At 54.1% G+C, this 21,939-nt stretch carries 24 protein-coding genes; 10 read left to right on the plus strand and 14 right to left on the minus strand.

Features of this window, described 5'->3' with window-relative positions:
- The first annotated feature begins 12 nt into the window (after positions 1-12).
- Genes ACT6RZ_RS04920 through ACT6RZ_RS04930 form a run of 3 tightly spaced genes read left to right on the plus strand, consistent with a single transcriptional unit; the run spans position 13 to position 3,124 of the window.
- Positions 13-1,641 (plus strand): CHASE2 domain-containing protein, encoded by a 1,629-nt coding sequence (locus ACT6RZ_RS04920; RefSeq protein ID WP_444701070.1) that lies wholly within the window; start codon positions 13-15, stop codon positions 1,639-1,641.
- A gap of 23 nt (positions 1,642-1,664) precedes the next feature.
- Complete coding sequence (locus ACT6RZ_RS04925; RefSeq protein ID WP_444701071.1) at positions 1,665-2,159, plus strand: SH3 domain-containing protein; 495 nt, start codon at positions 1,665-1,667, stop codon at positions 2,157-2,159.
- 53 nt (positions 2,160-2,212) lie between these two features.
- Positions 2,213-3,124: a M48 family metalloprotease gene (locus tag ACT6RZ_RS04930; RefSeq protein WP_444701325.1), complete on the plus strand. Its 912-nt coding sequence runs from the start codon at positions 2,213-2,215 to the stop codon at positions 3,122-3,124.
- 69 nt (positions 3,125-3,193) lie between these two features.
- On the opposite strand, the gene ACT6RZ_RS04935 is transcribed toward ACT6RZ_RS04930, so the two are convergent.
- From ACT6RZ_RS04935 to ACT6RZ_RS04970, 8 genes are all read right to left on the minus strand, one after another.
- Positions 3,194-4,198 (minus strand): AI-2E family transporter, encoded by a 1,005-nt coding sequence (locus ACT6RZ_RS04935; RefSeq protein WP_444701072.1) that lies wholly within the window; start codon positions 4,196-4,198, stop codon positions 3,194-3,196.
- A gap of 29 nt (positions 4,199-4,227) precedes the next feature.
- A complete protein-coding gene (locus tag ACT6RZ_RS04940) occupies positions 4,228-4,785 on the minus strand; it encodes an IMPACT family protein (protein WP_444701073.1) in 558 nt (185 codons plus the stop codon).
- A 21-nt stretch (positions 4,786-4,806) separates the two neighbouring features.
- Positions 4,807-5,205, minus strand: a complete 399-nt coding sequence (locus ACT6RZ_RS04945) for a type II toxin-antitoxin system death-on-curing family toxin (protein WP_444701074.1) — start codon at positions 5,203-5,205, stop codon at positions 4,807-4,809.
- Complete coding sequence (locus ACT6RZ_RS04950; protein ID WP_444701075.1) at positions 5,202-5,426, minus strand: AbrB/MazE/SpoVT family DNA-binding domain-containing protein; 225 nt, start codon at positions 5,424-5,426, stop codon at positions 5,202-5,204. The genes ACT6RZ_RS04945 and ACT6RZ_RS04950 overlap by 4 nt, the downstream gene beginning before the upstream one ends.
- 71 nt (positions 5,427-5,497) lie before the next feature.
- Complete coding sequence (locus ACT6RZ_RS04955) at positions 5,498-7,147, minus strand: formate--tetrahydrofolate ligase (RefSeq protein WP_444701076.1); 1,650 nt, start codon at positions 7,145-7,147, stop codon at positions 5,498-5,500.
- A gap of 27 nt (positions 7,148-7,174) precedes the next feature.
- The gene (locus ACT6RZ_RS04960; protein ID WP_444701077.1) at positions 7,175-8,671 is read right to left on the minus strand and encodes a helicase HerA-like domain-containing protein; all 1,497 of its coding nucleotides are present in this window, start codon (positions 8,669-8,671) and stop codon (positions 7,175-7,177) included.
- A gap of 105 nt (positions 8,672-8,776) precedes the next feature.
- Positions 8,777-9,220, minus strand: a complete 444-nt coding sequence (locus ACT6RZ_RS04965) for a DUF302 domain-containing protein (RefSeq protein WP_444701326.1) — start codon at positions 9,218-9,220, stop codon at positions 8,777-8,779.
- 222 nt (positions 9,221-9,442) lie between these two features.
- Complete coding sequence (locus tag ACT6RZ_RS04970; RefSeq protein WP_444701078.1) at positions 9,443-10,369, minus strand: CysB family HTH-type transcriptional regulator; 927 nt, start codon at positions 10,367-10,369, stop codon at positions 9,443-9,445.
- A 106-nt stretch (positions 10,370-10,475) separates the two neighbouring features.
- Here ACT6RZ_RS04970 and ACT6RZ_RS04975 point away from each other — a divergent pair, with 106 nt between their 5' ends.
- From ACT6RZ_RS04975 to fdxA, 7 genes are all read left to right on the plus strand, one after another.
- On the plus strand, positions 10,476-11,246 hold the full coding sequence (locus ACT6RZ_RS04975; RefSeq protein ID WP_444701079.1) for a sulfite exporter TauE/SafE family protein: 771 nt from the start codon (positions 10,476-10,478) through the stop codon (positions 11,244-11,246).
- Positions 11,247-11,286: 40 nt separating this feature from the next.
- The gene (locus tag ACT6RZ_RS04980) at positions 11,287-12,960 is read left to right on the plus strand and encodes a nitrite/sulfite reductase (RefSeq protein ID WP_444701080.1); all 1,674 of its coding nucleotides are present in this window, start codon (positions 11,287-11,289) and stop codon (positions 12,958-12,960) included.
- Complete coding sequence (locus ACT6RZ_RS04985; RefSeq protein WP_444701081.1) at positions 12,957-13,574, plus strand: DUF934 domain-containing protein; 618 nt, start codon at positions 12,957-12,959, stop codon at positions 13,572-13,574. Before ACT6RZ_RS04980 ends, ACT6RZ_RS04985 begins: the two co-directional genes overlap by 4 nt.
- Positions 13,571-14,329 carry a phosphoadenylyl-sulfate reductase gene (locus ACT6RZ_RS04990; RefSeq protein ID WP_444701082.1) on the plus strand — a complete coding sequence of 253 codons (759 nt, stop codon included), beginning with the start codon at positions 13,571-13,573 and terminating at the stop codon, positions 14,327-14,329. The genes ACT6RZ_RS04985 and ACT6RZ_RS04990 overlap by 4 nt, the downstream gene beginning before the upstream one ends.
- Positions 14,330-14,378: 49 nt before the next feature.
- Positions 14,379-15,308 carry a sulfate adenylyltransferase subunit CysD gene (gene cysD / locus ACT6RZ_RS04995; RefSeq protein ID WP_444701083.1) on the plus strand — a complete coding sequence of 310 codons (930 nt, stop codon included), beginning with the start codon at positions 14,379-14,381 and terminating at the stop codon, positions 15,306-15,308.
- Between the two features lie 153 nt (positions 15,309-15,461).
- Positions 15,462-16,736: a sulfate adenylyltransferase subunit CysN gene (gene cysN, locus ACT6RZ_RS05000; protein ID WP_444701084.1), complete on the plus strand. Its 1,275-nt coding sequence runs from the start codon at positions 15,462-15,464 to the stop codon at positions 16,734-16,736.
- Positions 16,737-16,843: 107 nt separating this feature from the next.
- The gene (gene fdxA, locus ACT6RZ_RS05005) at positions 16,844-17,167 is read left to right on the plus strand and encodes a ferredoxin FdxA (RefSeq protein WP_444701085.1); all 324 of its coding nucleotides are present in this window, start codon (positions 16,844-16,846) and stop codon (positions 17,165-17,167) included.
- Positions 17,168-17,247: 80 nt separating this feature from the next.
- Here the strand turns inward: fdxA and rnhB are convergent, their stop codons facing one another.
- From rnhB to ACT6RZ_RS05035, 6 genes are read right to left on the minus strand one after another with little or no spacing between them, the layout of a single operon-like run.
- The gene (gene rnhB / locus ACT6RZ_RS05010) at positions 17,248-17,823 is read right to left on the minus strand and encodes a ribonuclease HII (protein ID WP_444701086.1); all 576 of its coding nucleotides are present in this window, start codon (positions 17,821-17,823) and stop codon (positions 17,248-17,250) included.
- Positions 17,820-18,986, minus strand: coding sequence for a lipid-A-disaccharide synthase (lpxB, locus tag ACT6RZ_RS05015; RefSeq protein WP_444701087.1), 1,167 nt, complete (start codon positions 18,984-18,986; stop codon positions 17,820-17,822). The genes rnhB and lpxB overlap by 4 nt, the downstream gene beginning before the upstream one ends.
- Before the next feature lie 10 nt (positions 18,987-18,996).
- Complete coding sequence (gene lpxA / locus ACT6RZ_RS05020; RefSeq protein WP_444701088.1) at positions 18,997-19,776, minus strand: acyl-ACP--UDP-N-acetylglucosamine O-acyltransferase; 780 nt, start codon at positions 19,774-19,776, stop codon at positions 18,997-18,999.
- 45 nt (positions 19,777-19,821) lie between these two features.
- The gene (fabZ, locus tag ACT6RZ_RS05025) at positions 19,822-20,286 is read right to left on the minus strand and encodes a 3-hydroxyacyl-ACP dehydratase FabZ (RefSeq protein WP_444701089.1); all 465 of its coding nucleotides are present in this window, start codon (positions 20,284-20,286) and stop codon (positions 19,822-19,824) included.
- An 8-nt stretch (positions 20,287-20,294) separates the two neighbouring features.
- On the minus strand, positions 20,295-21,356 hold the full coding sequence (lpxD, locus tag ACT6RZ_RS05030; protein ID WP_444701090.1) for a UDP-3-O-(3-hydroxymyristoyl)glucosamine N-acyltransferase: 1,062 nt from the start codon (positions 21,354-21,356) through the stop codon (positions 20,295-20,297).
- A gap of 46 nt (positions 21,357-21,402) precedes the next feature.
- Positions 21,403-21,900 carry an OmpH family outer membrane protein gene (locus tag ACT6RZ_RS05035; protein WP_444701091.1) on the minus strand — a complete coding sequence of 166 codons (498 nt, stop codon included), beginning with the start codon at positions 21,898-21,900 and terminating at the stop codon, positions 21,403-21,405.
- Positions 21,901-21,939 lie beyond the last annotated feature (39 nt).

Raw genomic sequence — 21,939 nt, forward strand, 5'->3', positions numbered from 1 at the left:
CTGCTGTTCAGCGTGGTGATCCTGCTGGATGCCGGCGTGTTTCATGTCGGCCAGAACATGCGCGACAAGGCGTTTGACCTGATGGTGAAGAACCGCATCTTCAAACCGGCCGCCGACCCTGCCATCGTCATTATCGATATCAATGAAGCCAGCCTGGAAGCCATGTCCAAAGAATATGGCCGCTGGCCGTGGCCGCGCCAGGTGATAGGCGAGCTGGTAGAGAATATCCAGCGCCAGCAACCTAAAGCCATCATTTTTGATATCGTATTCTCGGATGCCGATGTCTATAACCCGGATAGCGACAGCTATTTCAACGATGTCATCACTGCCTGCGATCACTGCTTTTTTCCGCTGTTAAGGCTGGATCCCAGCCAGGACAGCAAAAGCCAGCTCACCTATGCGAATATCCCCGGCCTGACGCACACGCAGGATGCCGAGCAGCAGGCCACTTTTGCCGCTATCCCGCCCTACTTTAAAGGCGCCTGGCAAGCGCAGCGTCTGGGCACGCATAATGTTTACCCCGACAACGATGGCGTAGTGCGCCAGTACCGCATGCGCCATCACGACCGGGGCTGGACCTTGCCTGCCCTGCCCTTGCTGGTGGCGGATGCCATGCAGTTCGAGACTGGCGATACGCCGGATGAGATGCTGCTGAACTGGCGCGGAAAACCGTTCACCTATCAGTATGTTTCGTTCAGCGAGGTGTATAGCGATAGCGCCAGCTCGCAGCCCAAGCGCCCGCAGGGTGAGTTCAGGGACAAGATCGTCATCATAGGCTCCACCGCACCGGCGCTGTTCGATATCAAACCTACCGCCATGGATAAGCAGTTTCCGGGAGTGGAGATCCTGGCAACGGCGCTGGACAACACCTTGCACCAGGATTACCTGAAAGTCTGGCGCGGCAAACTGCCTTATATACTGCTCAGCCTGTTACTGGTGTGGCTGACCACGCTGGCGTTTTATTTCAAGGTAGACCGTGACCGTTTCAATGGCATCTTCACCGGCAGCCAGATCGGCCTGCTGGTGCTGTCTTACCTTGCCATCAATTTTTTTCACACCTATCTCGACCTGGCGGCCCCCATCGTCTGGGCAGTGGCCTATTTCGGCATTGCCAAGATCTATGCACTGGCGACCGACCGTGCCCTGCAACGCTGGCTGGCATTTGGCCTGAGCGCCAACAGTGCAGAGCTGGAAGTCTTGCTCATGCCTATCGTGATCGAAAGCCCGGAGACCCTGGGCGATGCGGTGATGAAACTGGTACGCAAGGAGATAGAATCCGCCTGCCGCGCGCCCAACCAGACAGATATCCTGGTGGGTACGCAAAGCGGTATCTGGGGTCTGTTTGGCGACCTGGTCATCGTCAGCTGGCAATACAAGCCGGAAACCGTTTACCGCGAAGCCGCCGCGCAGGACGCGCAACAGCTGGCAGCACAATTACCGGCTTTACTGGATAAATTGCGGTTACCGAATAAGCCGGCTATCCGTTATGGCATGCACCAGGGCAAGATCGCCAACCAGGTGGAGCAACTGGCGGCACAATGGCGCATCCTGTTTGCGCAAGCCATCATCCAGCTGGAAATGGCAGATTTACCAAGCATGGCACAACCATCAGGCACGCAGAAAGTGGAGACACCTATATGATAAAAACCATGATAAAAACAGGCATGATCAAACAAAGACTGATCGCACTGCTGGCTGTATGTTGTTGCAGCAGCGCGATCGCAGCCGACACCGGCGTGGTGTTGAAACCTGACCAGCTGCGCGCCGATGCATTTGGCGACGCCAAAGTGGTCGGCAATGTGAACAAGAATGATGCGGTCGAGATACTGAATAAAAAAGGTGCCTGGCTGCAGATCAAAACAGCAGGCAAGAGCGGCTGGGTGCGTTTATTGACCGTAAAACGCAATACCGCCTCCGGCAATAATGTCGCCGGTGTGGTGGGCGTGGCGACTGGCCGCAGTGGCACCGGCAAAGTGGTGTCGACCACCGGCATCCGCGGACTCAGTGCCGAAGATCTGAAAACCGCGCAGTTCAGTGAAACAGAGACCAAAAAGCTGGAAAGCTATAGCGTGAGTGCCGATGAAGCAAAACAATATGCTGCCAGCGCTGGCTTGAGCAGTCATCAGTACCCTTATTTTCAGGGAGGTAACCTGCCGTGAAACCAGTAGTGAAGCGACACTTATTGAATAACACCCTGCTCAAACGGGCAGTCATGGTTGCCGTATCCAGCGGCTTGCTGGCTGCTGGCAGCGCCTTACTCTTTGCTGGCAGCGCCTTGGCCTTCGACCTCAAGGGCGCACTAAAGGATGCGGTGAGCGATCAGCTGGGCGGCAACAGCAAGACCGAGCAACCTGCCGCCAGCGATAACCAGAACGCTACTGCTCAGGAAAAATCGGCCCAGGAAAAATTAGCCAATATCAACTGGAAGAACCCCAGCCAGGAAGATGAGATCGCCGTAGGCCGCAATGTGACCGGCACCATACTCGGCGCGGCGCCGCTGGTGAATGATGCCAAGTTGCAGCAATATGTGAACAAGGTGGGCCGCTGGGTGGCCAGCCAGTCAGAACGTACCAGCCTGCCCTGGCATTTTGGTGTCATAGACAGTAGCGATGTCAATGCGTTTGCCGCACCGGGCGGCTATGTGCTGATCACCAAAGGCCTTTATCAGCGGTTGAGCAGCGAAGCACAACTGGCCGGTGTGCTGGGGCATGAGATCGCCCACATCGTGCAGAGGCATCACCTGAAAGTGATGCAGAAACAGGCACTGATGGATGCAGGCAGCTCATTTCTGAAAGAGAAGATCAGCAAAAACAAGATCACCCAACGCGCCTTGTCTACCGGCGCCGAGATCAGCGCCCGCAACCTGGATAAAAGCGCCGAGTATGAAGCCGACAGCATGGGCACAGTGCTGGCGGCGCGTGCCGGCTATGAAGCCTATGGCCTGGCCGAAGTGCTGCAGGACATGGAGACCCTGAGCAGCAATGATGGCAGCGTGGCCCTGCTGTTTCAGACCCATCCGCACCCGGATGACCGTGTCGCGCAACTGAGCCTGGTCAGTGGCGAGCAGATCGATAAGATCAGCGGCGGTAAAACGCTGGAAAACCGTTTGTACAAGCTGAAGTGACCGCGCCAGCCGGCAAAACGATCAGGCTCGCGATTGCGAGCCTGATCGTTTTATGAATACGCCACCCGTCTAGACCCAGCCGCGTTCGCGGCACTCACTTTTAATATAGGCGTAATAGATAGGTGCCGCCACTATGCCGGGCAAGCCGAATGTCGCTTCCATCAGCAGCATGGCCACCAATAGCTCCCAGGCATGCGCGCGTATCTGGCTGCCAACGATGCGTGCATTTAAAAAGTATTCCAGCTTGTGGATGACGATCAGGAAAAACAGCGAACCGATCGCCACCACGAATGAATGACTGATACTGACGATTACGATCACGGTATTGGAGATCAGGTTACCGACTACCGGCAGCAAACCGACCAGAAAGGTGATCAGGATCATGGTTTTGGTAAACGGCAGATGTATGCCGCACAGGGGCAATATGATGGCCAGATAGACCGCGGTCAGGCTGGCATTCACTGCAGAGATCTTGATCTGGGCAAAGATGATATTCTTAAACGCCTGGGCGAACAGCGTGATGCGTTGCAACAGGCTGAGTGCAAACGGGCGCGGGTTGGTCTTGGTCTGCACGTCATGCAAAGCCACCATCGCCCCTATCACCATACCTATCAGTATATGTGCCAGGTGATGGCCGGCTTCTTTACCCAGTAACTGCCAGTCAGCCGAGTGCGCACGCAGCCATTCGATCACGGTATGCTGCAAGGTGATCGCATCATCCGGCAACCTGTCATTCAGCCACACTGGCAGTACCTGGCGCGAGTCTTCAATGATCTTGGCCAGCTGGTCGAACAACATGGTCAGCCCGCCGGTGTCACTGCGTATCAGGGTGATGATACTCATGCCGATGGCGACCAGCAGGCCTATCACCAAGGTTGCCAGCAACACCACAGCCAGCCACTTGGCATATTTGCCTGGCAAGCGGCGCGCGATCAATGGCGCGATCACATGGATCAGCTCGTAGACCAGCAGACCGGCCAGCAAGGCTGGCAGCAACTGTACTTTCAATACCAGCCACATCAGTACCGCGATCAACACATAGGTGGCAGTATCGAATTTTTGCGCTTGGGTCACATCAGACTCCGGACTTTAATCATAAATGGCTAATATTTGGCCTGTAACTGCCTGGCCGCATCAATCGGTAGTTTAAGCAGAAAATGCACCGCTTCATCAAATTTCTTGTCCAGCACCTCGCCGTGCAATCTCTGCACTTCGCGGGTCAGCTCATCGACACGTTTGTAAGTGGTCGATATCTTCAGCTGCACCATCTCAACGAAAGGGATGCTGCCTGCCTGCTCCATCGCCTGTTTGGCAGTGCCGCCATAAGCTCTGACCAGGCCGCCGGTGCCCAGATTGATGCCGCCATAATAGCGTATCACCGCGACACAGCAGTTCACATAATTCTGCCCGTCCAGCATCTGCTGTATCGGTTTTCCGGCGGTGCCCGCAGGCTCGCCAGCGTCAGAAAAACGGGCGACTATGCCTTCAGCCGTCTTCATGCGGAAAGCATATGCCAGATGGCCCGCGCTTTGATGCTCGCTGGCAAACTGGCGCAAAAACAAGGCCAGCTCGCGCTCGTTCTCGCAACGGCCGGCACGGGCAATAAAACGTGATTTGTTGATGGTCTGGTCGGCGTGGCCGGTTTGTTGAAAGGTCAGCATGAATATTCGTCTTTGAAATGCCTAAGCCTGGAAAGTCGCATGCTGACGTATCCATTCGGCAAAAACCTCTTCATCCATATCACCGGCGGCCACGGCCAGCATGACCATGACGCACTCTACATCAGTGGCATTGAGCTCATAACCATTCAGGACCAGAAATAACTCCATCGCGACAAAGGCGGTGCGTTTGTTGCCATCCAGAAACGGATGATTGCGCGCGATGCCATAGCCATAAGCCGCGGCTAAGGCGGCATGATCCGGGGCTTCGTATACGGCCAAATTTTGTGGTCGACTCAAAGCCGATTCAAACAAGCCCAGGTCACGCACACCTGAAATACCGCCATGTTCGGTTAGTTGTTCATCGTGTACAGCCAATAATACTTGCGAATCCAACCATACCCAGCTTTGCCCGGCTGTCATTTAGCCAGCTCGCGCAATACTTCTCGTCTGGACTTCATGATTTTCCGCGCCACATCCATCTGTGTTTCAAAGGCTGGATCATGCGGCGAGATCGTCACTGCACCAGGTGCATCCGTCAGGTACACGGTATCGCCTTTTTCCAGTTTGAGTCGTGACAGTACTTCTTTGGGCAAAATCACACCAACAGAATTACCGATTTGAGTCAGCTTAAGTGAATGCATAATATGCTCCTAGAAATATTAAATGTTATAACAAAAGTTATAATATCAGACTCTTCAGAGGAAAAATAGCCTTAGGAGAGGCCAAGAATACGGCCACTATCGTCTACCGATATCCGCCCGCTGGCAGGCTGTTTCGGTAAGCCTGGCATAGTCATGATGTCACCACAAATGGCAACCACAAAACCGGCCCCGCGTGACAGGCGCAATTCACGCACATGCAGGGTATGGTTTTGCGGCACATTGCGCAATTTTGCATCGCTGGACAGCGAATATTGCGTTTTAGCGACGCACACCGGCAGACCGTCACTGGCGCCAGCCATGTTCAGCAGTTGCTGCTGGGCCAGCTCGCTCAAGGTCACGCCATCGGCGCCATACAGCGATTGTGCGATCACCGTCAGTTTTTCAGGCAATGACAGCTGATCTTCGTAAAGCAGCTTTGGGTTTGCCGGCTGTTGTGCCAGTGTGGCCACCGCATGCGCCAGCTCCAGTGCACCTTTGCCGCCCTCGGCCCAGTGTTTGCAAACGTGCAGGCTGGAACCCCAGGACTCAACGGCAGCGCGTAGCTGCGCTACTTCTGCCTCGGTATCCTGGGTAAAGTGATTGAGCGCCACCAGCACCGGCAAGCCAAAATGCTGGCGCATGTTATCTACATGTTTTTTCAGGTTGTCTATACCGGCAGCCAATGCGGGCAGATTCTCGCTGTTCAAGTCTGCGACTTCCACGCCACCATGATATTTAAGGGCGCGCACAGTGGCGACCACTACCGCCATATCCGGCCGCAGGCCAGACTGGCGACACTTGATATCCATAAACTTTTCGGCACCCAGGTCGGCGCCAAAGCCCGCTTCAGTCACCACATAATCGGCCAGCCGCAGCGCTGTCTGCGTGGCGACCAGGCTGTTACAGCCATGTGCGATATTGGCAAACGGGCCGCCATGCAGCAAGGCCGGTGAACCTTCCAGCGTCTGCACCAGATTAGGCTGGAAAGCGTCTTTCAGCAAAGCGGTCATGGCGCCTTCGGCCTGCAGATCGCTGGCTGAGATAGGCGTACCCTGCAACGAGACACCCACCTGCACCCGCCCCAGACGCCGGGTCAGATCGGCCAGATCAGTCGCCAGACAGAATATCGCCATCACTTCACTGGCAACGGTGATATCAAAACCGGTGTCATAAGAAGTCGGCTGGTTAATGGTGATCCTGCGCAGCGCCCTGTCATTCATGTCCATGCAGCGGCGCCAGCTGACCTGGTCGAACTGCAGCGTATTGCCATGGTAAATATGGTTGTCGACCAGGGCCGCCAGCAGGTTATTGGCGGCGCTGATGGCGTGAAAATCGCCAGTGAAATGCAGGTTGATATTCTCCATGGGCACGACCTGCGCATAACCACCCCCGGTGGCACCGCCCTTCATACCAAACACCGGGCCCAGTGAAGGCTCGCGCAAACAGGCCAGTGCCTGATAGCCGGCCAGGTTCAGGGCATCGGTCAACCCCACCGTGGTGGTGGTTTTGCCTTCGCCTGCGGGTGTAGGGTTGATAGCGGTGACCAGTATCAGTTTGGCACGCCTGGGCTGGCTATGCAGGCGATTGACTGTGGCCTGCGTCAACTTGGCCATGTGCTGGCCGTAAACATGCAGGTCAGTGGGCGCCAGGCCCAGGCGCTGCGCGATATCTTGTATGGGCCGCAAAGTGGCTGCTTGTGCTATTTCGATATCGCTAGACATGCGTTTTACGTCCCCTTTAGCCAAGTATCAGCGTTTAGTCTTGCTGCCGCCAAGTATAGACCCGAGCACGCCACGGATAATGGCACGACCAAGCTGTGAACCTATGGCGCGCGCCGCCGATTTGGCAGCAGATTCGAGCACTGAATCCGAACGGCCGGATTTACCAGTGAGTATGCCGCCCAGATCGAAGCCGGAAGAAGATTCCTGTTCCGGCGTGGTTTTTTCCTGGCTGGCGCTAGCCGCCTGTTCAGCCCGCTGTTTGAGGATCTCATAAGCTGATTCCCTGTCCACCAGTTTGTCATAGACACCAGCCACCAGTGATTGCTGCATGACCTGCTTGCGCTCGGCATCGGTCGCCGGGCCGACACGGCTTTCCGGCGGACAGATAAAGGTGCGCTCCACCGGGGTAGGTGCGCCCTTCTCATCCAGAAACGACACCAGCGCTTCGCCCACGCCCAGCTCGGTGATCACGGTCGCTACATTCAATTTAGGGTTGGCCCTGAAGGTTTGCGCCGCCACCTGCACCGCTTTCTGGTCGCGCGGCGTGAATGCGCGCAAGGCATGCTGCACGCGGTTGCCCAGTTGCCCCAGCACCACATCCGGGATATCCAGCGGGTTCTGTGACACAAAATAAATACCTACGCCTTTAGAACGCACCAGGCGCACTACCTGTTCTATCTTCTGCATCAACATGGCAGGCGCATCATTGAATAACAGGTGCGCTTCATCAAAGAAGAACACCAGTTTGGGTTTTTCCAGGTCACCGACTTCCGGCAGTTTTTCAAATAGTTCGGATAACAGCCAAAGCAATAAAGTGGCATAGACACGTGGCGCATTCAGCAGTTTGTCTGCCGCCAGGATATTGATATAGCCCAGGCCCTTGGCGTCGGTCTGCATCATGTCTTCCAGGTTGAGTGCCGGCTCGCCAAACAGGGCATCGCCGCCTTCAGTCTCCAGTTGCAACAAGGCACGCTGAATCGCGCCCACGCTGGCGGTAGAGATATTGCCGTATTGCGTCTGGTAGGTGGCCGCATTTTCAGCGCAATGCTGCGCCATGGCGCGCAAGTCCTTCAGGTCGAGCAACAGCATGCCATTGTCGTCTGCCACTTTGAAGATCGCATTCAGCACCCCGCTTTGCACCTCATTCAGGTTGAGCATGCGCGACAGCAGCAACGGCCCCATCTCACTCAGGGTGGTGCGTACCGGGTGACCTTTTTCGCCGAACATATCCCACAACATGGTCGGATATGCTTTATTACTGTAGCCGCTCAATGCCAGCTGCTGCACGCGCGCTTCGACTTTGGCATTGCCGCCGCCGATCTGACTCATGCCCGAAAGGTCGCCTTTGACATCGGCCATAAACACCGGCACGCCTATGCGTGAAAACTGTTCGGCCAGGCTTTGCAAGGTCACGGTCTTGCCAGTGCCGGTGGCACCGGCGATCAGGCCATGGCGGTTAGCCATTCTTGGCAGCATCACGCTGTCGGTTTCATTATTCTTGGCGATGAGCATGGGTTGTATCATGGTAGCTACTCGGATAAGTAATGGGTTGGTTTGAGTATAGGTGATGGGCCTGAAAAGTGGAAGGCAGTCAGCCGAAATCGATGTGTCCTCAACGCTTTTGGCGGTTTAAAAATCGCCGCGTCTGGCTTTTTCCAGCAAACCTATCAAGGCATCTTCCAGTTGCTGGGCAGAAGCCTGTGCCCTGGGGGTGGGGTTTTTGATATTTTTCAGATCATGGGTAGGCCGGTCCAGACCCAGATACAGATGCCGTTTGCCATGCGCATCCGGCTTTTCATAAATGGCTACCCGGCAAGGTGCGAACACCAGGAACTCGGGGTGATCGAGGATGATCTCTGTGCCCATGCTCAGATTACAGAAGGTGCGCACCTCTTTGATCCCTTGCGGGTCCTGCCCGCGCAGCTTCATGTGCTCACCGATGGGGAAACTGGCCGGGCTGACAAAATTCATGCCTTCGGAAAGTGACTTCAGGCTGTCGACCAGATCCTGGTAGCTGACATTGGCGGCGACCGGCACTTCGTAGATCGCGTTATCCAGGTCTACATCCGGCATGCCATGCCCGATCACGCGCAGATGGGCCTGATGACCCGGTGGCGCTGCCTGCAAGCCTAAGGGCAATATCAGGCACAGCAAAGCTAGACTATGACGCATAGAAATCCTTTATTCGCTATATCCACCCTACTACACCTACCCTATTAAAGCAGCAAAGCGGGTGCTGATCGGTGACTGTGGTTACAGGCCTGCAGCCAGGCTTAACATCCGCCTGGCCTGTAATCAAAGGTCCTGGTGAAATGCACGCTGCACAGTGCGCTTGTCATATTGTGGCGACAGCATGGTGATAAAGTTCAGCATATAGTCGCGCAGGAAAGCATCGCGCCTGACCCCTAAGAACGTGGTGCTATTGGGGAACAAATGGCTGCAATCCAGGCTTTTGAGCGGTGCGTCACGTGTTTCGTCATAGGCCATATTGGCGATCAAACCTATGCCCAGGCCAAGGTTGACATAGGTTTTGATCACATCTGCATCGATCGCAGTAAACACCACGTTAGGTTGCAGGCCGGCGTCGTGAAATACTTTTGAGACCAGCGTGCCGCCGGTAAAGGCAAAGTCATAGGTGATCAGCGGGTAATCGGCCAGGTCTTTCAGCGTAAGCCGGGATTTTTGCAGCAGAGGGTGCTGCGGCGGCACCACCAGGCAACGGTTCCATTCATAGCATGACAGGCAGGACAAGCGCTCGTCATCACTGATATTCTCGGTCGCAATGCCGATGTCTGCCTCACCTGAGGCCACATGCTCGGTCACTTGCGCCGGGTTGCCCTGGTGTATGGCCAGTTTAACATTAGGGTATTGCGCCATGAACTGCTTGACCGCTGAAGGCAGGCGGTAGCGTGCCTGCGTGTGTGTGGTGGCGATCGTCAGTTCGCCACTGTCTTCCTGGCTGTATTCATCACCGACGCGCTTGATGTTCTGCATATCCAGGATCACGCGTGCGGCCAGTTCAACGATCTTGCGGCCCGGCTCGGTCACACCTATCAGACGTTTGCCATTACGCTGGAAGATCTGCAAGCCCAGTTCTTCTTCCAGTAACTGGATCTGCTTGCTGACCCCGGGCTGTGAAGTATGCAGCACTTCCGAGGCTGAAGAAATGTTCAGCTGTTGGCGGACGACCTCGTGTACATAGCGTAATTGATGGAATTTCATTACCGGCTCAATATAACCAAATGCTATATCATAGAACAACTGGTTATTAAATCAATAATTAAAAATCTGGTACATTTCGCGCACTAAAGTTTAGAAGATACTCCTCATGGAATTCGGATACATACTGGCGGGCTTTGTGGTCGGCTTTTTGGTGGGCCTTACCGGCGTAGGTGGCGGCTCGTTAATGACCCCTATCCTGCTGCTGATTTATAACATCAAACCGGCAGTAGCTGTAGGCACAGACCTGCTGTATGCATCTGTCACCAAATCCGTTGGTATTTTTGCACATGGCAAGCTAGGGAACATAGACTGGGTGATTGTCAAACGCCTGGCCATCGGTAGCGTACCCGCCTCAGTGGTCACGTTATGGGTGTTGCACAACACGGACCTGCAATCTGACAATGTCGTTTCAGCCATCAAATTCTGGTTAGGCATTGCCCTGATTGTCACTTCTATCGCCGTATTGCTGCGCAACAGGCTGCATTCTTTAGTTTCAAATGGAGAGTGGGTGCCTGAACGCCATGTTCCCCTGGCAACCGTCATACTCGGAGTAATACTGGGTGGCCTGGTGACACTCACTTCAGTAGGTGCCGGCGCACTGGGCGTAACAGCGCTCATCATGCTCTACCCTAAAGAAAAGATCACCACTATTGTCGGCAGTGATATCGCGCATGCGGTGCCATTGACACTGGTGGCAGGTGCAGGCCATGCCTCTCTGGGCACTATAGACTACACCTTGCTGGGTACATTATTGATAGGTTCTATCCCCGGCATCTACCTTGGCAGCCACCTCAGTTCAAGGGTTGCCGAGCACTGGGTGCGTATTGTGCTGGCTATGATATTGATTTATGTAGGCTTTAAGCTGGTTTTCCATTAAAATACTGCCTCTTCGCATATGGCGAAAAAGTGATTCAAGCATGTACAAATACGACCCTATAGACCAACAGATTGTCAACGAACGTGTCGCGCAATACCGCGACCAGACCCGCCGCTATATCGCTGGCGAGCTCTCAGATGAAGAATACCGCCCGCTGCGTTTGCAGAACGGCCTGTATATACAGCGCCATGCACCTATGCTGCGCATCGCCATCCCTTATGGCCTGCTCGCCAGCAGACAGCTGCGCAAACTGGCGGATATCACTAAAAAGTATGACCGTGGTTACGGCCATTTCAGCACCCGCCAGAACCTGCAATTGAACTGGCCCAAGCTGGAAGATACGCCGGATATCCTGGCTGAACTTGCCACTGTCGAGATGCACGCCATCCAGACTTCGGGCAATTGCATACGCAATATCACCACCGACCAGTTCGCCGGTATCGCCCCGGACGAGATCATAGATCCGCGCGCCATCGCCGAGATCATGCGCCAATGGAGCACCTTCCACCCGGAATTCGCCCTGTTACCGCGTAAATTCAAGATCGCAGTTTCCGGGACCACCCAGGACAGGGCCATCGTGCAGGCGCACGATATCGGCCTGGAGTTCTACAAGGACAGCAACGACGAGATGGCGATCAAAGTCTGGGTCGGCGGTGGCCTGGGCCGTACGCCTATCCTGGGCATGGTCATACGCGAGCACCTGGAATGGCGTCATATCCTTTCCTACTGCGAAGCCGTGATCCGTGTCTATAACGTACATGGCCGCCGTGATAATGCCTATAAAGCACGTATCAAGATCCTGGCCAAAGCGCTGGGCATAGAAGAATTCAAGCGCCAGGTAGAAGAAGAATGGGCGCATTTAAAAGATGGCCCACTCACCATCACGCAGAGCGAGCTTGACCGTGTGGCCAAACATTTTGAGCCTATGCCCTATGAGACATTGCCGGCGAACGAGGCCTCATTCGACGCCGCTATTGCCTGCAACCCGGCCTTTGCCGCCTGGGTGAAACGCAATGTGCAAGCGCACCGTGTGCCTGGCTACCGCGCAGTGACTCTGTCACTGAAACCGCATGGCAAAGCGCCAGGCGATGTCACCAGCGAGCAGATGCATGTGGTGGCCGATCTGGCCGACGCTTACAGCTTTGGTGAACTGCGTTCTTCGCATGAGCAGAACCTGATCCTGGCCGATGTCAAACTGTCTGACCTGTTTGCAGTGTGGGAAAAAGCACGTGCAGCAGGCCTGGCAACGCCTAACATAGGCTTGCTGACCGATATCATCTGCTGCCCTGGCGGCGATTTCTGCAGCCTGGCCAATGCCAAATCCATCCCGATCGCTGAAGCGATACAGCTGCAATTCGATGACCTCGACTACCTGTACGAGATCGGCGACATCGAACTCAATATCTCAGGTTGCATGAACGCCTGCGGCCATCACCACGTGGGCCATATCGGCGTACTCGGTGTGGATAAAGACGGTTCCGAATGGTACCAGGTCACCATAGGTGGCAAACAGGGTAACGATGCCAGCATAGGCAGCGTGATCGGTCCTTCTTTCTCGGCCGAAGAGATGCCTGGCGTGGTGCAGAAACTGATAGAAGTGTATATCCGCGAACGTCATGAAGATGAGCGTTTTATCGACACCGCACGCCGCCTGGGCATCGCCCCGTTCAAAGCGCATGTCTACGCAGACCAGAAAAAAGGAGCCACGGCATGAGTAACCTGATCCGCTTGAATGCCGCAGGCGTCGCCGAGATCGTGCAGGACGAATGGACGCGCGTGATTCCGCCTGCCCCGGGCGAAGAGTCCGTGCGTAAACAGGCCGGTAAAGTGGTGCTGTTCAAACTGACCGGCGAAGCCACTTTTACACCTGAGCAAATTGCTGACACGCAAATTCCGGCCACTGGCAAAGTGCTGGTGCCGCTGACCATCTGGCAGGCGCGCAAGGCTGAACTGCAAGCGCGTTTTGACACAGGTGACGTTGGCATTGTGCTGGCAACGCATGAAACAGCCGAAGCTCTGCAGGCTGAGTTTACCGACATCAACACCCTGCCATTGGTGGCCGTGTTTGTTGAACGCTTTGCCGATGGCCGTATCTTCACGCTGGGCAACTGGTTGCGCACCCGTTTTGCCTATAAAAACGAATTGCGTGCCATAGGCGACGTATTACGCGACCAACTGTTTTTCCATAAACGTTCCGGCTTTAACAGCTTTCTGATCCGTGCCGACCGTTCGGCACAAGAAGCAGTTGCCAGCCTGAATGATTTCAGCCAGCCATATCAGGGCGCGGTAGATGACGTACCTGTGTGGCGGAGAGTCAACCGCACATGAGTGGTGCTGTCAGCATGCTGAAGCCGGCGTTTAAAAACCCGGCTACCAGCCCTGAATTAACGGATGCTCTGGTTGCCAGCGTACAAGCTAAACGTGCACAATTACTGGACTTGTTAAAGTCTGCTGCAGCCGAGTTTCCTGCGATCACATTTGCCAACAGCTATGGCGCAGAAGACATGGTGCTGACCGATATCATTGCCAGAGAAAATCTCGCGATCGAGATCTTCTCACTGGATACCGGCCGCCTGCCTGCTGAAACCTACACGCTGATGGCTGACGTGGAAAATACTTATGTGATCAAACCCATGGTGTTTTTTCCAAAACACGAAGCAGTTGAAAGCTATGTGCGTACGCAGGGCATCAATGCATTCTATGAAAGCATAGAGCTGCGCAAAGCCTGCTGCCACATGCGTAAAGTAGAACCTTTGCAGCGCGCCCTTTCCGGCAAGCAAGCCTGGATCACTGGCATGCGTGCAGAACAAGCCACTACCCGCAGCAACCTGCCTACGCGTGAATACGATGCTGGCAACAAGCTGGAAAAATTCAATCCTTTAAGTGACTGGACTGAAAAAGAAGTATGGGCTTATATCCGCATGTATAGCGTGCCCTACAATGATTTGCACGACCAGTTTTACCCCAGCATAGGCTGCGCGCCTTGTACGCGAGCGGTGGCCATGGGCGAAGATATCCGTGCCGGCCGCTGGTGGTGGGAAGACCCGACCAGTAAAGAATGCGGACTGCATGTTAAAAAGTAACGACAGATGCACTTACCAAGCATCTGTAGCTGATTGATAGAAGATTGAAATGACTACAAAACAACCTTTGTCTCACCTCGACTGGCTGGAAGCCGAAGCCATTCATATTCTGCGCGAAGTCGCCGGTCAATGCGCCAACCCGGTATTGCTGTTTTCGGGTGGTAAAGACTCATTATGCATACTGCGCCTGGCTGAAAAAGCGTTCCGCCCTGGCCGCTTCCCTTTCCCGCTATTGCATATAGATACCGGCCACAACTATCTGGAAGTGGTCAACTTCAGGGACCAGCGTGCAGCTGAACTGGGTGAGCGCCTGATCGTGCGTTCGGTGGAAGACTCGATGAAACGCGGCACCGTGGTGCTGAAATCAGCCGATGAACCGCGTAACAAGCACCAGTCGGTGACTTTGCTGGAAGCGATTGAAGAGTTCGGTTTTGATTGCTGCATAGGCGGCGCACGCAGGGACGAAGAAAAAGCCCGCGCCAAAGAGCGCATCATGAGTTTCCGTGATGAGTTCGGCCAGTGGGACCCGAAAAACCAGCGTCCTGAATTGTGGAACCTGTATAACGCCCGCGTGCACAAAGGCGAGAACATACGCGCTTTCCCGATCTCGAACTGGACGGAAATGGATGTCTGGCAATATATAGAGCGCGAAAAACTGGAGTTACCCAGCATCTACTTTGCGCATCAACGCGATATCGTCATGCGTCATGGCTCTATCTTCCCGGTCAATGTGCCGCTGTCGAATGGCGGCGTGATCAACCAGCCTAAAGGTAGCGAAGAAGTGATCAATATGCAGGTGCGCTTCCGCACTGTGGGTGATATCACTTGTACCGCGCCAGTGATCTCGGACGCCGATGACGTGGGCAAGATCGTGCTGGAAACGGCAACCACCACCATTACCGAGCGTGGCGCGACCCGCCTGGACGACCAGACTTCCGAGGCTTCGATGGAGCAGCGTAAAAAAGAAGGTTATTTCTAAAATGCAGATAAATCCATGGGTAACATCCATAGCAGCGTTGCGCGGTGCTCAAAATCCTCATGTACTGAATGTACATTCCGGTTTTTCCGCGCCGTGCGCCTTGCTCTGAACGTTCCCCAAGAATTTATCAAGCATTTTAATTAAGTGAAAATTATGACAACACAACACAATGATTCTTTGCTGCGCTTTATGACTTGCGGCAGCGTGGATGATGGCAAAAGCACTTTGATCGGCCGTTTGCTGTACGACACCAAGACCATACTGGCCGATACACTGAGCAATATTGAGCGTACTTCGAGCAAACGCGGCATGGAAGCCGTGGATCTGTCATTGCTGACCGACGGTTTGCAGGCAGAGCGTGAACAAGGCATCACTATTGATGTGGCTTACCGCTATTTCAGCACCGGCACGCGCAAATATATTATTGCCGATGCGCCCGGCCACGAGCAATATACCCGCAACATGGTCACCGCCGCTTCTACCGCCAACCTGGCGATCATCCTTATCGATGCACGCAGGGGCGTATTGACGCAAACCCGCCGCCATAGCTATCTGGCGCATCTGGTAGGTATCCCGCACATTGTGGTGGCGGTCAACAAAATGGATCTGGTGAATTATGACCAGACCATTTACGAGAAGATCAAAGCCGACTATATCGCCTTTGCCAGCGAGATCGGCCTGGCCCAGGCGCGTGACATCAAGTTCCTGCCCATGTCTGCCCTGAATGGCGATATGCTGGTAGACCGCCTGGACAATATGAACTGGTACCAGGGTGCAACCCTGCTGGAGACACTGGAAGCAGTGCCGGCTGCCCATAGCGAGCAGGCCGAAGCATTCCGCTTCCCGGTACAGTTCGTCTGCCGTCCGCATGACTCAGCCAACCCTGAACTGCATGATTTCAGAGGCTTTATGGGCCGTGTAGAGTCCGGTGATATCGCAGTGGGTGATGCGGTGACGGTATTGCCGAATGGCTACCAGTCCAAGGTCAAAGCCATACAACTGGGTAATCAGCAGTTGCAAAGCGCACAAACGGAACAAAGTATCACCCTGCTGCTCGAAGATGAGATCGATACCTCGCGCGGCGATATGATAGTAAAAACGGCTGAAGCCATAGAGCCGGTGAAGCAGATAGAAGCGCATGTGTGCTGGCTGTCTGAAACACCGCTTTCTACTGCGCGCACCTACATCGTACGCCATACCAGCCGCGAATCTAAAGCCAAGATCGGCAACATTCAATACAAGGTAGACGTGAACACCCTGGAACAACAGGCCACTGCCGACCTCAAAATGAATGATATCGCGCGTGTCAGCTTTAAACTGGCGCAACCGTTAATGGTGGATAGCTACGATAAGAATCGTGCCACCGGCGCGTTTATCGTCATCGACGAAAGTACTAACAATACTGTAGGCGCTGGCATGATCGTTTGAGCCAAAGCAAAACGCCGCATCGTCATTTAGACTAATTTGCAATAAAATATCGTTTTGGCAGTACCTAATATTCTGGCTGTGAACCTGGCCACTAAGGATTTGAAAATATGACATATGTAGTAACCGAAAATTGTATTCAGTGCAAATATACCGACTGCGTAGATGTCTGCCCGGTAGACTGCTTTGTTGAAGGCCCCAATTTTCTCGCCATTAACCCGGATGAGTGCATAGACTGCACCCTGTGCGTGGCAGAGTGCCCGGCTGAAGCCATTTTCTCAGAAGATGATGTCCCGGCTGACCAGCAACATTTTATCGAGCTGAATGCGCGCCTGTCGCAAGTATGGCCTGCCATCACGGCCAGAAAAGACCCTCTGCCTGATGCCGAGGAAATGAATGGCAAAACCGGCAAAACCGAATTACTGATCGAATAGTTTTTTTAACTGGCTGTAATAGAAAAAACCGCTAGTTAATAGCGGTTTTTTGTTTGCCGGGCGCTAGGTGAACCCTCAGTTTAACCCAGCAATCGTTTCACTGGCGCGTAACTGAGGCGGTGCTCTGCCGTCACGCCATGTTCGGCAAGCCGCTGCAGGTGTAAAGCGGTAGGGTAGCCTTTGTGCTGCGCAAAGCCGTATTGCGGATACTGACTATCCAGCACCAGCAGCGAGGCATCCCTGGCAGTTTTGGCCAGGATAGAGGCAGCGGATATCTCGGCAACCTTGCTATCGCCTTTGACGATAGCCTCGCACGGCAGATCGAACCTGGGGCTGCGATTGCCATCCACCTGAATCAGCGTGGCATGCAGGCCGAAATCCGTCACCATGGCCAGATAGGCACGCTGCATCGCCAGCATGCTGGCTTGCAGTATATTGATCTCGTCTATCTCTTGCGCGCTGACACTGGCGATGCCCCAGGCCAGGGCATGTGCCTTGATCTCAAGCGCCAGTGCATCGCGTCTGGCTTCAGACAGTTTTTTCGAGTCAGCCAGCCCGGCGATAGGCCGTGCCGGGTTAAGGATCACCGCCGCGGCATACACAGCACCGGCCAATGGCCCCCTGCCCGCTTCGTCTATGCCGCAGAGCACGGTCATGCGGCAGGCAGAAACTGCTTGATGACAGCGGCGGCTTTCTGCGCACTGTTCTGTTTGAGCTGGGTGTGTATAGCGCGGTATTTTTCGCGCAACTCGTTCAAGCCGGTCTTATCTGCCAGCAGGTTATACAGGGTCTGTGCGATCTGCTCGGGGTTAGCGTCTTTTTGCAATAACTCCGGCACTATGAATTCACCGGCCAGTATATTCGGCAAGCCCACATACGGTTGCAGCCGCATGCGTTTCAGCAGCTGCCAGCTCATATTCGACATCTTGTAAGTGATGACCATGGGCTTCTTGAGCAAAGCCGCCTCCAGCGTGGCTGTGCCTGAGGCCACCACAATGGCATCGGCGGCGATCATGGCTTCGTGCGCGTGGCCGAACATGATCTGCATATCGATATGCACGTCCGGCTTCAGTGTCAGCAGCTGATGCCAGGCATTCTCGAAGATATCGCGGGTTTCCCGCGTCACCAGTGGCACCAGGAACTGCACGCTCTTGCCGTTCTCGCGCATCAGGCGCTCGAACGAGATCGCGCTTTCCAGCATCAGCTCGGCATGAAAGATCACTTCTGACTGGCGGCTGCCAGGCAGTAGCGCGATCACCACGCTGTTCTTTTTCAATTTGAGTTTTTCGCGCATCTGCGCGACGTCCGGCTCCATAGGCAGTGCATCCGCCAACGGGTGACCGATATAGGTCACAGGCACGCCTATCTGTTGATATAGCGCAGGTTCAAACGGAAACAGCGCCAGGATGTGCGACACCGCGCGCTTGATACCGTGGATACGGTTCTTGCGCCAGGCCCAGATAGACGGGCTGACGTAGTGGATAGTGGCGATGCCCCTGGCCTTGAGTTTCTTCTCCAGCCAGAAATTGAAATCAGGCGCATCAATGCCGATAAACACATCCGGCTTTTGCTTGAGGATCTGCTTGAGTAACTCTTTGCGTAGCTTGAGCAGACCCCACAGATGCCTGAGCACTTCGAGGTAGCCGCGTACAGAAAGACGTTCTATCGGGTATAGTGATTTCGCCCCCAGACTCATCATTTTTGGCCCGGCGATACCGAAGATCTCGATATCCGGCTGCAGTGACTTCAGCTCCTGGATCAGGTGATAACCCAGCAAGTCACCGGAGGCTTCGCCCGCCACCATTGCAATCTTCGCCATATTTTTTGAATTAACGCACAATGCCGCGCGTGGTTTGCGCGAGAAAACGGGTCATCAGGCCAATCTCTGGGCAAGATTGCTCCATCGCAGCTAACGCTACCTTGGCCTCTTCAAATGACAGGCCCTGTCTGTATAACACTTTATAGGCGCGTTTGATCTGCTGGATGGCTTCGGCACTGTAGCCACGGCGTTTCAGGCCCTCGGCATTGATGCCATGCGGCTGGGCGTCATAGCCGGCGGCTGTGACATACGGCGGGATATCCTTGAATACCACGGAGCCGACGGCGGTGATGATATGCTCGCCGATCTGGCAGAACTGGTGCACCAGGGTGAAACCACCGAGGATGGCGTGATCGTATATGGTCACATGGCCGGCCAGCGACGAGTTGTTGGCCATGATGGTATGGTTACCGACGATACAATCATGCGCGATATGCACATAGGCCATGATCCAGTTATGGTCGCCTATCTTGGTGGTGCCTTTATCCTGTATGGTGCCGCGGTTAAAGGTACAGAATTCGCGTATGGTATTGTGGTCACCGATTTCCAGCAGGGTAGGTTCGTCCTTGAACTTCTTGTCCTGCGGTTTTGCCCCCAGCGAAGAAAACTGGAAGATCTCGTTGTGTTTGCCTATGGTGGTCGGGCCTTCAATGACCACATGTGAGCCGACTTTAGTGCCGGCATCTATGCGCACACCGGCGCCTATGGTCGTGAAAGGGCCCACCTCTACCGAACTGTCGAGTTCGGCTTTGGGGTCTATGATGGCAGTAGGATGGATCAGGCTTTGCATCTTTAATTGTGTGCTGCATACCGCCAGCAGAACGGAGATAGGAGGTTATTTTTCAATGGCTTTGAGAATACACATCATGCTGGCTTCAGCCACCACTTCGTCAGCCACTCTGGCGACCGCGTTATATTTCCAGATGCCTTTCAGGATACGGTCTATCTTGACGGTCAGAATGATCTGGTCTCCAGGCGAGACAGGTTTCTTGAAACGTACATTATCAATACCGGCAAAATAATACACAGAGTCATTGGTCGGCTTGGTATTCATGGTTTTGAACGACAGCAACGCTGCTGCCTGCGCCATGGCTTCGACGATGAGCACACCTGGCATGACCGGATGGTAAGGAAAATGGCCAGGGAAGTATGGCTCGTTCACTGAGACGTTTTTTACCGCCACAATCTCCTTACCCAGTTCCATCGACAATACACGATCCACTAGTACAAACGGGTAACGATGCGGCAGGTGTTCTAAAATCTCATGAATATCCATGCTATTCATTGCATTCTCAGCCATAAATTCTCTCAATCTTCTGTATGTTTTTTTACACTACTTATTGCTTGCTCAAGCTGCTTGAGCTTGAGGTTGGTTTGTTCCAAATGCCGGATATTCGCAGCTGTGCGCAACCAGTCTTCATGTTTCTGGAAAGGCATCAGCGCAGTATAAGTGCCCGGTTGCTGGATGGAGCGCATGATCATGGAGCCCGGCGATATCGTCACGCCGTCGACGATCTGCAGGTGACCCAGGATCATCGCCGCCCCGCCTATCTTGCAATGCTGCCCTATCACAGCGCTTCCGGCAATGCCTGTGCAGCCTGCAATCACGGTATGCGCGCCAATGCGGACATTATGGGCGACCTGTATCAAATTGTCCAACTTCACACCATCTTCAATGACAGTATCATCCAAAGCGCCGCGGTCTATAGTGGTATTGGCACCGATATCGACATGATTGCCTATCACCACCCGCCCTACTTGCGGTATTTTAACCCATTGGCCTTGTTCTTCGGCATAGCCAAAGCCATCATTTCCAATCACCGCGCCGGAAAAAAAGTGGCAATCATGGCCTATGATGCTGCCATGCTTGATGACCACCCTGGGTTCCAGGATGGTATGGGCACCGATCACCACATCATCTTCGATCACGCAGCCTGCACCTATACGCACGCCTTTACCCAGCGTCACGCGGTCACCCACGGTGACCATGGCATCTATGGTCAGGTCAGAAGGCAATTTGGTCTCATAGCCTATCACCGCACTGGCATGCACATGATGCGTGTATTGCTTGGGCGGATTCAACAGCGCAGACAATCTGGCAAAATAAGCATAAGGATTGTCAGTCAGTATTACTGGCAGACTTGTCAGATGCTGATGCTCTGGGCGCAGGATAACCGCGGTTGCTTGCGTGGTCTGCAGCGACTGCGTGTATTTGGTGTCATTGAAAAAACTGATGGAGCCAGCTTGCGCATGTGCCAGCGAAGACATGCGTGAGACCACTATTTTACCGGGGCTGGCGGCAGATAGTCCGACATTGACTTCGCCACCCAATGACGCCGCAATGTCTTGCAATGAAAAAAGTTGCGCCATGGACTTATTTGACCTTAAAAATGCTTTCCTGCCTGATAGCGCAAGTTTATTTCTTGCCCAGCAGCTTGAGGACTTTATCAGTGATATCGATACGCTTGCTGGCATAAGCGATGCCGCTATAAGCTACCAGGTCATAGCCTTCGCTCTCTGCCACTGTTTGTACCGCTTTATTGATACGTTCCTGCAGCACAGCCAGCTCTTCATTCTTGCGCAGGTTGATATCTTCGCGCAATTCACGCTGTTTGCTCTGAAACTCCAGACGCATATTGTTCAGCTGACGTTCCTTGACGCGGCGCTCTGATTCATTCACGTTGCTACGTTCATGATCCAGCTGGGCTTCGAGGTCACGGATCTGCTTTTGCAGTTTTTCCAGATCCAGCGAACGCGGGCTGAACTCTTTTTCCAGCTTCTTACCTGTTTCCACTGTCTGTGGCGCTTCTTGCAGCAACTTGTCTACCTGCACATAGCCCACCTTGAAATCGGCGGACCAGACCTGGCCGCTCCATAGCAACAGGCTTAGCCACAACACAAAGATATTTCTCATGCAGCGATTCCTTTCCGCCCGGGCATTGTTGCCGACTTA

The organism is Methylophilus sp. (assembly GCF_052437885.1).
Taxonomy (GTDB): domain Bacteria; phylum Pseudomonadota; class Gammaproteobacteria; order Burkholderiales; family Methylophilaceae; genus Methylophilus.

Excerpts from the sequence above, each read along its gene's own strand:
- ACT6RZ_RS05035 (WP_444701091.1), bottom strand. The coding sequence starts at position 21,900 with ATGAGAAATATCTTTGTGTTGTGGCTAAGCCTGTTGCTATGGAGCGGC.
- fdxA (WP_444701085.1), top strand. The coding sequence starts at position 16,844 with ATGACATATGTAGTAACCGAAAATTGTATTCAGTGCAAATATACCGAC.
- lpxB (WP_444701087.1), bottom strand. The coding sequence starts at position 18,986 with ATGGCGAAGATTGCAATGGTGGCGGGCGAAGCCTCCGGTGACTTGCTG.
- ACT6RZ_RS04980 (WP_444701080.1), top strand. The coding sequence starts at position 11,287 with ATGTACAAATACGACCCTATAGACCAACAGATTGTCAACGAACGTGTC.
- ACT6RZ_RS04945 (WP_444701074.1), bottom strand. The coding sequence starts at position 5,205 with ATGACAGCCGGGCAAAGCTGGGTATGGTTGGATTCGCAAGTATTATTG.
- cysN (WP_444701084.1), top strand. The coding sequence starts at position 15,462 with ATGACAACACAACACAATGATTCTTTGCTGCGCTTTATGACTTGCGGC.
- fabZ (WP_444701089.1), bottom strand. The coding sequence starts at position 20,286 with ATGGCTGAGAATGCAATGAATAGCATGGATATTCATGAGATTTTAGAA.
- ACT6RZ_RS04975 (WP_444701079.1), top strand. The coding sequence starts at position 10,476 with ATGGAATTCGGATACATACTGGCGGGCTTTGTGGTCGGCTTTTTGGTG.
- ACT6RZ_RS04990 (WP_444701082.1), top strand. The coding sequence starts at position 13,571 with ATGAGTGGTGCTGTCAGCATGCTGAAGCCGGCGTTTAAAAACCCGGCT.
- rnhB (WP_444701086.1), bottom strand. The coding sequence starts at position 17,823 with ATGACCGTGCTCTGCGGCATAGACGAAGCGGGCAGGGGGCCATTGGCC.
- cysD (WP_444701083.1), top strand. The coding sequence starts at position 14,379 with ATGACTACAAAACAACCTTTGTCTCACCTCGACTGGCTGGAAGCCGAA.
- ACT6RZ_RS04950 (WP_444701075.1), bottom strand. The coding sequence starts at position 5,426 with ATGCATTCACTTAAGCTGACTCAAATCGGTAATTCTGTTGGTGTGATT.
- ACT6RZ_RS04985 (WP_444701081.1), top strand. The coding sequence starts at position 12,957 with ATGAGTAACCTGATCCGCTTGAATGCCGCAGGCGTCGCCGAGATCGTG.
- lpxA (WP_444701088.1), bottom strand. The coding sequence starts at position 19,776 with ATGCAAAGCCTGATCCATCCTACTGCCATCATAGACCCCAAAGCCGAA.
- ACT6RZ_RS04970 (WP_444701078.1), bottom strand. The coding sequence starts at position 10,369 with ATGAAATTCCATCAATTACGCTATGTACACGAGGTCGTCCGCCAACAG.
- ACT6RZ_RS04955 (WP_444701076.1), bottom strand. The coding sequence starts at position 7,147 with ATGTCTAGCGATATCGAAATAGCACAAGCAGCCACTTTGCGGCCCATA.
- ACT6RZ_RS04925 (WP_444701071.1), top strand. The coding sequence starts at position 1,665 with ATGATCAAACAAAGACTGATCGCACTGCTGGCTGTATGTTGTTGCAGC.
- ACT6RZ_RS04960 (WP_444701077.1), bottom strand. The coding sequence starts at position 8,671 with ATGATACAACCCATGCTCATCGCCAAGAATAATGAAACCGACAGCGTG.
- ACT6RZ_RS04940 (WP_444701073.1), bottom strand. The coding sequence starts at position 4,785 with ATGCTGACCTTTCAACAAACCGGCCACGCCGACCAGACCATCAACAAA.
- lpxD (WP_444701090.1), bottom strand. The coding sequence starts at position 21,356 with ATGGCGCAACTTTTTTCATTGCAAGACATTGCGGCGTCATTGGGTGGC.
- ACT6RZ_RS04965 (WP_444701326.1), bottom strand. The coding sequence starts at position 9,220 with ATGCCGGATGTAGACCTGGATAACGCGATCTACGAAGTGCCGGTCGCC.
- ACT6RZ_RS04930 (WP_444701325.1), top strand. The coding sequence starts at position 2,213 with ATGGTTGCCGTATCCAGCGGCTTGCTGGCTGCTGGCAGCGCCTTACTC.